The organism is Streptomyces sp. NPDC020801, from assembly GCF_044334385.1.
In the GTDB taxonomy this organism is placed as follows: domain Bacteria; phylum Actinomycetota; class Actinomycetes; order Streptomycetales; family Streptomycetaceae; genus Streptomyces.
The window spans coordinates 155,692-163,028 of sequence record NZ_JBIRST010000019.1; the positions used below are offsets into that span (position 1 = coordinate 155,692).

6 protein-coding genes and 1 pseudogene are annotated in these 7,337 nt (G+C 68.6%); 2 read left to right on the top strand and 5 right to left on the bottom strand.

What is annotated here, in order from left to right:
- Window positions 1–47: 47 nt before the first annotated feature.
- Window positions 48–953: a sugar phosphate isomerase/epimerase family protein gene (locus ACH4UM_RS31755; RefSeq protein ID WP_398186822.1), complete on the bottom strand. Its 906-nt coding sequence runs from the start codon at window positions 951–953 to the stop codon at window positions 48–50.
- On the bottom strand, window positions 950–1,390 hold the full coding sequence (locus tag ACH4UM_RS31760) for a hypothetical protein (RefSeq protein WP_398186825.1): 441 nt from the start codon (window positions 1,388–1,390) through the stop codon (window positions 950–952). Before ACH4UM_RS31760 ends, ACH4UM_RS31755 begins: the two co-directional genes overlap by 4 nt.
- Window positions 1,391–1,478: 88 nt before the next feature.
- Here ACH4UM_RS31760 and ACH4UM_RS31765 point away from each other — a divergent pair, with 88 nt between their 5' ends.
- Together ACH4UM_RS31765 and ACH4UM_RS31770 are read left to right on the top strand one after the other, a co-directional pair.
- Entirely contained in the window at window positions 1,479–2,408 is a 930-nt protein-coding gene (locus ACH4UM_RS31765) for a LysR substrate-binding domain-containing protein (RefSeq protein WP_398186828.1), read from the top strand.
- Between the two features lie 174 nt (window positions 2,409–2,582).
- A complete protein-coding gene (locus ACH4UM_RS31770; protein WP_398186830.1) occupies window positions 2,583–3,008 on the top strand; it encodes a VOC family protein in 426 nt (141 codons plus the stop codon).
- Between the two features lie 281 nt (window positions 3,009–3,289).
- Here ACH4UM_RS31770 and ACH4UM_RS31775 read toward each other — a convergent pair whose 3' ends face one another.
- From ACH4UM_RS31775 to ACH4UM_RS31785, 3 genes and pseudogenes are all read right to left on the bottom strand, one after another.
- On the bottom strand, window positions 3,290–5,146 hold the full coding sequence (locus tag ACH4UM_RS31775) for a bifunctional metallophosphatase/5'-nucleotidase (protein ID WP_398186833.1): 1,857 nt from the start codon (window positions 5,144–5,146) through the stop codon (window positions 3,290–3,292).
- 164 nt (window positions 5,147–5,310) lie between these two features.
- Entirely contained in the window at window positions 5,311–6,822 is a 1,512-nt protein-coding gene (locus ACH4UM_RS31780; RefSeq protein ID WP_398186835.1) for a transglycosylase family protein, read from the bottom strand.
- Between the two features lie 27 nt (window positions 6,823–6,849).
- Window positions 6,850–7,337 (bottom strand): annotated as a pseudogene (locus ACH4UM_RS31785) (VCBS repeat-containing protein); the annotation flags it as partial.

A 7,337-nucleotide genomic window follows, 5' to 3' on the forward strand; every position in this document is an offset into this window, starting at 1 on the left:
GCGCGGAGGGGAGGCCGGCTGCCCCGGCGGACGTGGCGGGAGCCGGTTCAGGCGCCTGCGCCCACCTGGATGAGGTGATGGCGCAGGACGTCGGCCGACTGGGCGGTGTAGGCCTCGTAGAGATCTTCGGGAAGCACGCCGGAGGCGTGGTCGCGCAGCCACTTGATCATGCCCTGGCTGAGGGATCCATCGGCGGCGTCGGTGATCTGCCTCTGGGATAGAGGCGTGCGGTCGAGGGCGGGCATGAATTCAACGGACAGGTGGCCGTCGTAGCCCGCCGCGAGCAGTTCGCGCAGCAGTGCCGTCCAGTCGATCGCTCCGGATCCGGGCGGTAGCCGGTTGTTCTCGGCGACATGGAAGTTCACCAGCCGGCCGGCGCAGCTGCGGATGGCGGCTCTCCAGTCGGCTTCCTCGATGTTCATGTGGAAGATGTCCAGACAGATGCCGCACGTCTCGCTCACCTCGTCGGCCAGGCGCAATGCCTGGTCGGCCCGGTTGATGAGATAGGTCTCGTACCGGGTCAGCGGCTCGATGGCGAGCCGGATGCCGTGGCCGTCGGCATGTTTCTGCGCCTCCCGCAGGGCGGAGACGTACCAGTCCCACTCCAGCTGCGCGTCGGCCATCGGCACCAGCTTGCCGACCGTGCAGGGCACGGTGACGAAGGTGCCGCCGAGCGCTGCGACGAAGTCGATGGTCTCGATCAGGTAGGTGAAGCCGGCCTGCCGAATGAACGAGTCTTCGTGGACCAGGTCGCGGCCGCCCATGAACAGCGCGAGGCCGCCTGCGCAGGAGATCCGGTGCTCTTCGAGCAGTCGTGCGGTCGCCGCGAGATCGGTGCCGCGGGGGTCGGCGGAGATCTCGATGGCGTCGTAGCCGCAACGGGCGAGCCGGGGGACGGTGACCTCCAGCGGTTCCGGGCGCATCCAGTTGTGCATGGACAGGCGCATGGTCATGACGCACCCCCTGGCGAGGTAGTGGTTGAGGCGGGCTGTGCCGCGGGGCCGAGCAGCTCGACGGTGACGAAGCGGAGCGTGGTGTCGCCGTCGTTGTACAGGTCGTGTATGACCGGCGACCCATCGCCGTAGGCGAAGAACTGTGTGTCACCGACGCAGTAGGAGCGGCGCTGCCGCCGCCATCCACTCCCGGTGAGCTGCCACTGCAGGGCTATTCCGGGCTCGGTGCAGGTCCAGAAGTAATTCAGGGCGTGGCAGTGCAGCGGCGCCCGGGCGCCGGGCTCGAGGTGGACCTCCCAGACGCGGACAGCGCTGTTCTCGAACAGGAGGCCGGTGCCGACCTGCCGGTTGAGATGCGCGTGCGCGACCTCGCCGTCGGAAGGCCTGTCGTGCGCGACGTCGCAGGCCGCGCTTTCAGTGCTGTGATGGTTGCCCATGTCCCGAGAATGGCCCGTTCGGCACCGTAAGTCTAAGACTTCCTTCCTAAGGATTTACATAGGCAATATCTATATGTAACGTCGAGGTATGAGCCTGAGGCAATTTGAGTACTTCGTGGCGGTGGCCGAGGAGGGCTCTCTCAGCCGGGCGGCAGCGCGGCTCTCCGTTGCCCAGCCGTCCCTGTCCCAGCAGCTCAAGGCGCTTGAGCGGCGGGTGGGGGGTGCCTTGTTCGAAAGGCTGCCGCGGGGTATGCAGCTCACACCGGCCGGTCGCGCCTTCCTGCCGGAAGCGCTCGCCACGCTGCGCGGTGCGGAGCGCGCCTACCGTTCTGCGCGGGCGGCGGTCAGTGGCGAATCAGCGGAGCTGCACATCGCCACCGTCTCCTCGGTCGCGGCCGGTGTTCTGCCGGACGTCATCCGGACCTGGCACGACCAGCACGCACAGTGCCCGATCCGGCTCGAGGAGTTCAGCCATCGCGATCTGATGGAGGAACAGGTGCGCAACGGCCTGGGCGACCTGGCCGTCGGCCCGCGGCCCCGGGCGTGGGACGGCCCAATCCTGTCGCTGGGATACGAGGAGTTCGTGGTGGTCCTCCCCAACAGCCACCCCCTGTTGAGCGAAAGCCCAGGGACACGGGCCAGTTCCATCGAGCTGCGCACCTTGGCGGACCAGGGCTGGGTCCTCTTCGGACAGGGGCACGGCCTCAACGACCTGATCGGCGGCTACTGCTCGAGCGAGGGGTTCCGGCCGACGCCGGCGGTACGCACCTGGCAAGTCGACGCGGCAGCGCGGCTGGCCGCGGCCGGGGTAGGGCCCGCCCTCCTTCCGGACAACGCGGTGCCCGCGGGCCTGGATGCCGCCATTCTGCCGTGCCGGCCCAGGCGCTTTCGCGAACTGACCTGCTATCTGCGCAGCGAACCGCACGGTCTCGTGCACCGCTTCCTCACACTGTTGCAGGACTTCGCCCAGCTGACACAGCCGACGGACGAGACCGGTGTAGACGGCCCACACCACTGACAGCCGCGCCCCGTTCGCTGTTTGGGCGCGTCACGGACGCGTACGCGGCGTGACAGTCACGGTCACCCCCGAAGCGCACGGATCCGAGGCCGGTGAAGCTGCTGCAGGACCAGGACACGTCCGGGCCGCTGGTGTCTCCGCCTCCCGGGAACCGCGGGCCGTACGCTGCGTCACATGAACGTACTCTTCATCGCGAGTACGGCGGTCGTCGCCGCTGACCCGCCGCAGAGCCGCAAACTGTTCATTGACGCCCTCGGCCTCCCGCTGGAGGGCGAAGACGACGGCTACTACTCCAGCGAGAGCATTCCGGGCAGCAAGCACTTCGGTATGTGGCCGCTCTCGCAGGCAGCCGAAGCGTGCTTCGGCACGCCGACGTGGCCGGCCGACCGGGTTGTCCCCCAGGCATCGATCGAGTTCGAGGTGGAGGATGCAGACGCTGTCGCAGCGGCCGGCGGCGAGCTTGAGCGCGCGGGCTTCGAACTGCTGCACCCGGCGCGTACCGAGCCGTGGGGACAGACGGTGACCCGGCTTCTCACGGACGATGGCTTGATCGTCGGCGTCTCCTACGCCCCCTCGCTTCACGACGCAGAACGTGCCTGAGCACCGACACCGGTCGGCCGCTCGGCGACGCCAAGGCCGCCCTGCCGGCCCCGGCCGGGAACGTGGTCGGCACAGCGCTCACCGGCCCCGACGGCGCCTACGGGTTCACCGACCTCGACGGGACGGCGAGCACACCGTCATCGCCAGCGGCCACGCCCCGTCGCCGCACCGGTGCGCCTGGACGGCAGCGGCATCGCCGACTCCGACTTCGAGCTGTCCCATGAGGGCGCGTCCCGATGGCACACACCGGCTCGCGCACCGGCGGAGGACCAGCCCCGCCTTCACGACGCCGGGCAGACGGCGGCACCGCCGACGAGCGTCACCCGGTTCAGCTTGGAGGGACTGAGGGGGGACATGGCACGGAGATAGGCGATGAACTCCTCGTGGTCCCGCCCGTTGCGGAAGGGGTTGGTGAAGCCCGCGAGGGCGGGGTAGCCGTCGGCGCCGATCAGGGTGTAGCCGAGCCCGGCGACGCGGTAGGTCTTCGCCGGATCCAGGGGTGCGCCGTTGATGAGGAAGGCGTCGGGGTTCACGCGTCGACCGACCGGCTTGCCCACGTCGAAGGCTGCCTTCACATTCGCCGAGAAGGACAGGGGCGCCATGGCGCCGTCCGCGTCCTGCCACTGCTGTTCCAGGGCCTGGCGGATCTGCTCGCCGGTCAGGGAGACGGTCAGGACGGGGTTCTCGTAGCCGAGGTTGGCATACGCCTCTCCGTAGAGGAGCACGCCGTCCGCGTCGGCCGGGTTGTCGCCCTTCGCGTAGCGCAAGGTGCCGTCGAAGGCGTTCGAGCCCGTACGCGGTGACGCGGTGACCAGACCGAAGTCCGCGGCCCCGCCGGGGTGCCGGTTCGCGGACCAGAGCATCAGGTCCGCGCCAAGGTTGCCCAGGGTCGACTCGCCGGCGGCGTCGGGGGTGCGGGTGAAGTCGCCGGTCACCTTGCCGGCGACGGTCGCGTAGCGCTTCTTTCCCTGCTCGGTCCAGTAGTCGACGATGCGCTGGACGGCCGGGTCGGGGGTCACGTCCAGGGTGACGGCGTGGTTCGTCGACGTGGTGAGTTCGCGCACGACCTTGCCCGTCGCCGGGTCGATGTGGAGGTTGATCTCGTTGATGATCTGCCCGGCGTGGCCCGCTTCGACGAAGGGACGCGGCACGCCCTTGGGGTCGGGAACCATGGCGTTGAACCACCAGTGCCAGTGCCCGGTGATGACGGCACAGATGTCGGGGTCCGCCTTCTTCGCGAGGTCGAGCGCGGGACCGTCCACCGCCGTCCCACTGTTGATGGGTGCCGTGGCATTGTTCTGCTGCATCGCCCCGTCGTGGATGCACAGCACCAGTGCGTTGACGCCCTGGTCCTTCAGCGTCTTGGCGTACTTGTTGGCCGTCTCGACGACGTCCAGGCCGACGAGGTCCGGGTTGTAGGAACTGGACCCGGTGGGCGTGTGCTGGAGCGTGAGGTGGATGAAGCCGATGGGATACGAGGTGCCGTCCGGGCCGGTCACATGCTCGACGTTGTACGGCGGCAGGATCGTGGCGCCGGTGTCCTTGCGGACCATGTTGGCGGAGTAGTACGGGACCTTCAGGCCCCCGTACGGGTTGCCCGTCGAGTCGGTGAACGACGAGTCGCGGCCCGGGGTCCCGGCAGGCTTTCCCTGCACCATGTGGGAGAGGAAGTAGTCGGTGCCGTAGTCGAGTTCGTGATTGCCGAGGGTGGAGAACCTCAGGCCGAGGTTGTTGAGGACTTCGGCGGGGCCCTCGTCGGAGAGCATCTTGTTGTCGGTCGGCTCGCTGCCACAGAAGTTGTCGCCGATCGAGAAGAATATGGAGTTCTTCTGCCCGGACCTCAGCCGGGCCGCGTGACCCGCCACGTAGGCGGCACCGCCCACGCGCACCGTCTTGTTGCCGTCGTCGTCCGGCAGCAGGCCGTCGTCGTTGGTTGGGGTGCGCAGATTGCCGTGCAGGTCGGTGATGCTGAGGAGTTGGACCTCGATGTAGTTGTCCGGAGAGGTGGAGCCGCGCCCCGAGGCGTCCTTCATCGAGGCGTAGGCGGGAATGCCGAGGGCGAGGGTCGCCGTGACGGCTCCGCCCAGGAGGAGCGCGCGGCGGGAGATGCCCGGTCCGGTGTGCCGGCAGTCGTGCACGGCAGGTCCTGCCTTTCCAGTGAGTCCGATCTGGTCATTCGAAAGATCCGGGGCCCGGGGGCGCTCCCTGTGTCACGAGGAGACCCCCCTGGGTGGCGGGACCCCCGCCGCGCACCGGACCAGGTCGCGGGGCGGGCGGCGGGGGCGCCGGGCACCACCGGCCGTCAGGCGAGCTTGACGTTGTCGCCCCACCACTGGTTGGGGCCGACGTTCCAGGACTTGACCGGGGCGCCGAAGTCGGCCTTGGTGTCGGTGGGGAAGGTGAACATCGAGGCGCTGCCGTCGCTGTAGCCGTAGAAGGCGGCGATGCTGTCCCGTCCGCTTGCGTCGAACTTGCCGCCGGCGAACTGGGCGTGGTCGGTGTACCACTGGCCGGTGGGGACGTTCCAGGACTTGATGGGGTCCTTGAAGTTGCCCTGTGTGTCGCTCGCGAAGGTGAACAGGGCTACCTTGCCGTCGGCGTAGCTGTAGACGGCGGCGACGTCGTCGTGGCCGTCGCCGTCGAAGTCGCCAGCCGTCACCTGCACATTGCCCCTCCACCACTGGTTGGGCCCGACGTTCCAGGACTTGACGGGGGCCTTGAAGCCGCCGTCGCCGTCGGCCTTGAAGGTGAACATGGCGGCGCGTCCGTCGGCGTAGCCGTAGAAGGCGGCCAGGTCGGTGGTGCCGTCGCCGTCGAAGTCACCGGACACCAGCTGCGAGCTGCTTCCCCACCACTGGTTGGCGCCCACCGACCAGGACTTGACCGGGGCCTGGAAGGTGCCCTTGGGGTCGGTTTTGAAGGTGAAGGTCGCGGCGCTGCCGTCGGAGTAGCCGTACAGGGCCGCTACCGAGTCGCGGCCGCTGTTGTCGAACTTGCCGGAGGCGAGCTGGACATGGTTGAAGACCCACTGGCCGGGACCCGCCGTCCAGGACTTCACCGGTGCGGAGAATCCGCCGTCCGGGTTGGCCAGGAAGGTGAACATGGCGGACGAGCCGTCGGCGTAGCCGTAGAAGGCGGCGAGGTCGCTGCGGCCGTCGCCATTGAAGTCACCCGCGACGAACTTCGCATTCCTGAAGGTCCACTGGCCCGAGGGGACGTTCCAGGACTTCTCGGGTGCCGAGAAGCCGCCCCTTCCGTCGCCCTTGAAGGTGAAAAGGGCCGTGCTGCCGTCGTGGTAGCCGTAGAACGCGGCGACATCGTCGTGACCGTCGCCGTTGAAATCGCCGTGGACGCGCGTCGCCACGTCGTTGCGGAAGACCGTCGGCTGCTCGGTCGGATACGGGTCCGCGTGGTCGTCGCCGAGCCCGGCGCGCGGACCGCACACCGGCCACGCGCCCTCACCCTGGCCGGCGAGGACGCGCTCACCGACGAGTATCTGCTCCTTCTCGGTCGCCTGGTTCGGGTAGGACGCGAACTCGTCGCCCCCGTAGGCCTTCCAGGTCGACAGGGAGAACTGCAGGCCACCGTAGTATCCGTTGCCGGTGCTGATGCTCCAGTTCCCGCCGCTCTCGCAGGCGGCCACCTTCTCCCAGGTGCTCACGGATGCGGCCGCTGCCGGCTGTTGTGCGGCGGTCAGGGAGGCGGCGGCGCCGAGCAGGGAGGTGGCCACCAGCGCGGCGAGTCTCGCTCGCCGCCTCCTGGCAGCGTACGGAGCGTGGCCGGACAGGCCGTTCTCGGCCCGTGACGCGGGCATGGAATGTCCTTTCATGGTGATCACCGGTCAGGCGAGCTTGACGTTGTCGCCCCACCACTGGTTGAGGCCGACGTTCCAGGACTTGACCGGGGCGCCGAAGTCGGCCTTGGTGTCGGTGGGGAAGGTGAACATCGCGGCGCTGCCGTCGCTGTAGCCGTAGAAGGCGGCGATGCTGTCCCGTCCGCTTGCGTCGAACTTGCCGCCGGCGAACTGGGCGTGGTCGGTGTACCACTGGCCGGTGGGGACGTTCCAGGACTTGATGGGGTCCTTGAAGTTGCCCTGTGTGTCGCTCGCGAAGGTGAACAGGGCTACCTTGCCGTCGGCGTAGCTGTAGACGGCGGCGACGTCGTCGTGGCCGTCGCCGTTGAAGTCACCGGAGGTCACCTGGACGTTGTCGCCCCACCAGTTGTTGGCGGGGACGTTCCAGGACTTGACGGGGGCCTTGAAGCCGCCGTCGCCGTCGGCCTTGAAGGTGAACATGGCGGCGCGTCCGTCGGCGTAGCCGTAGAAGGCGG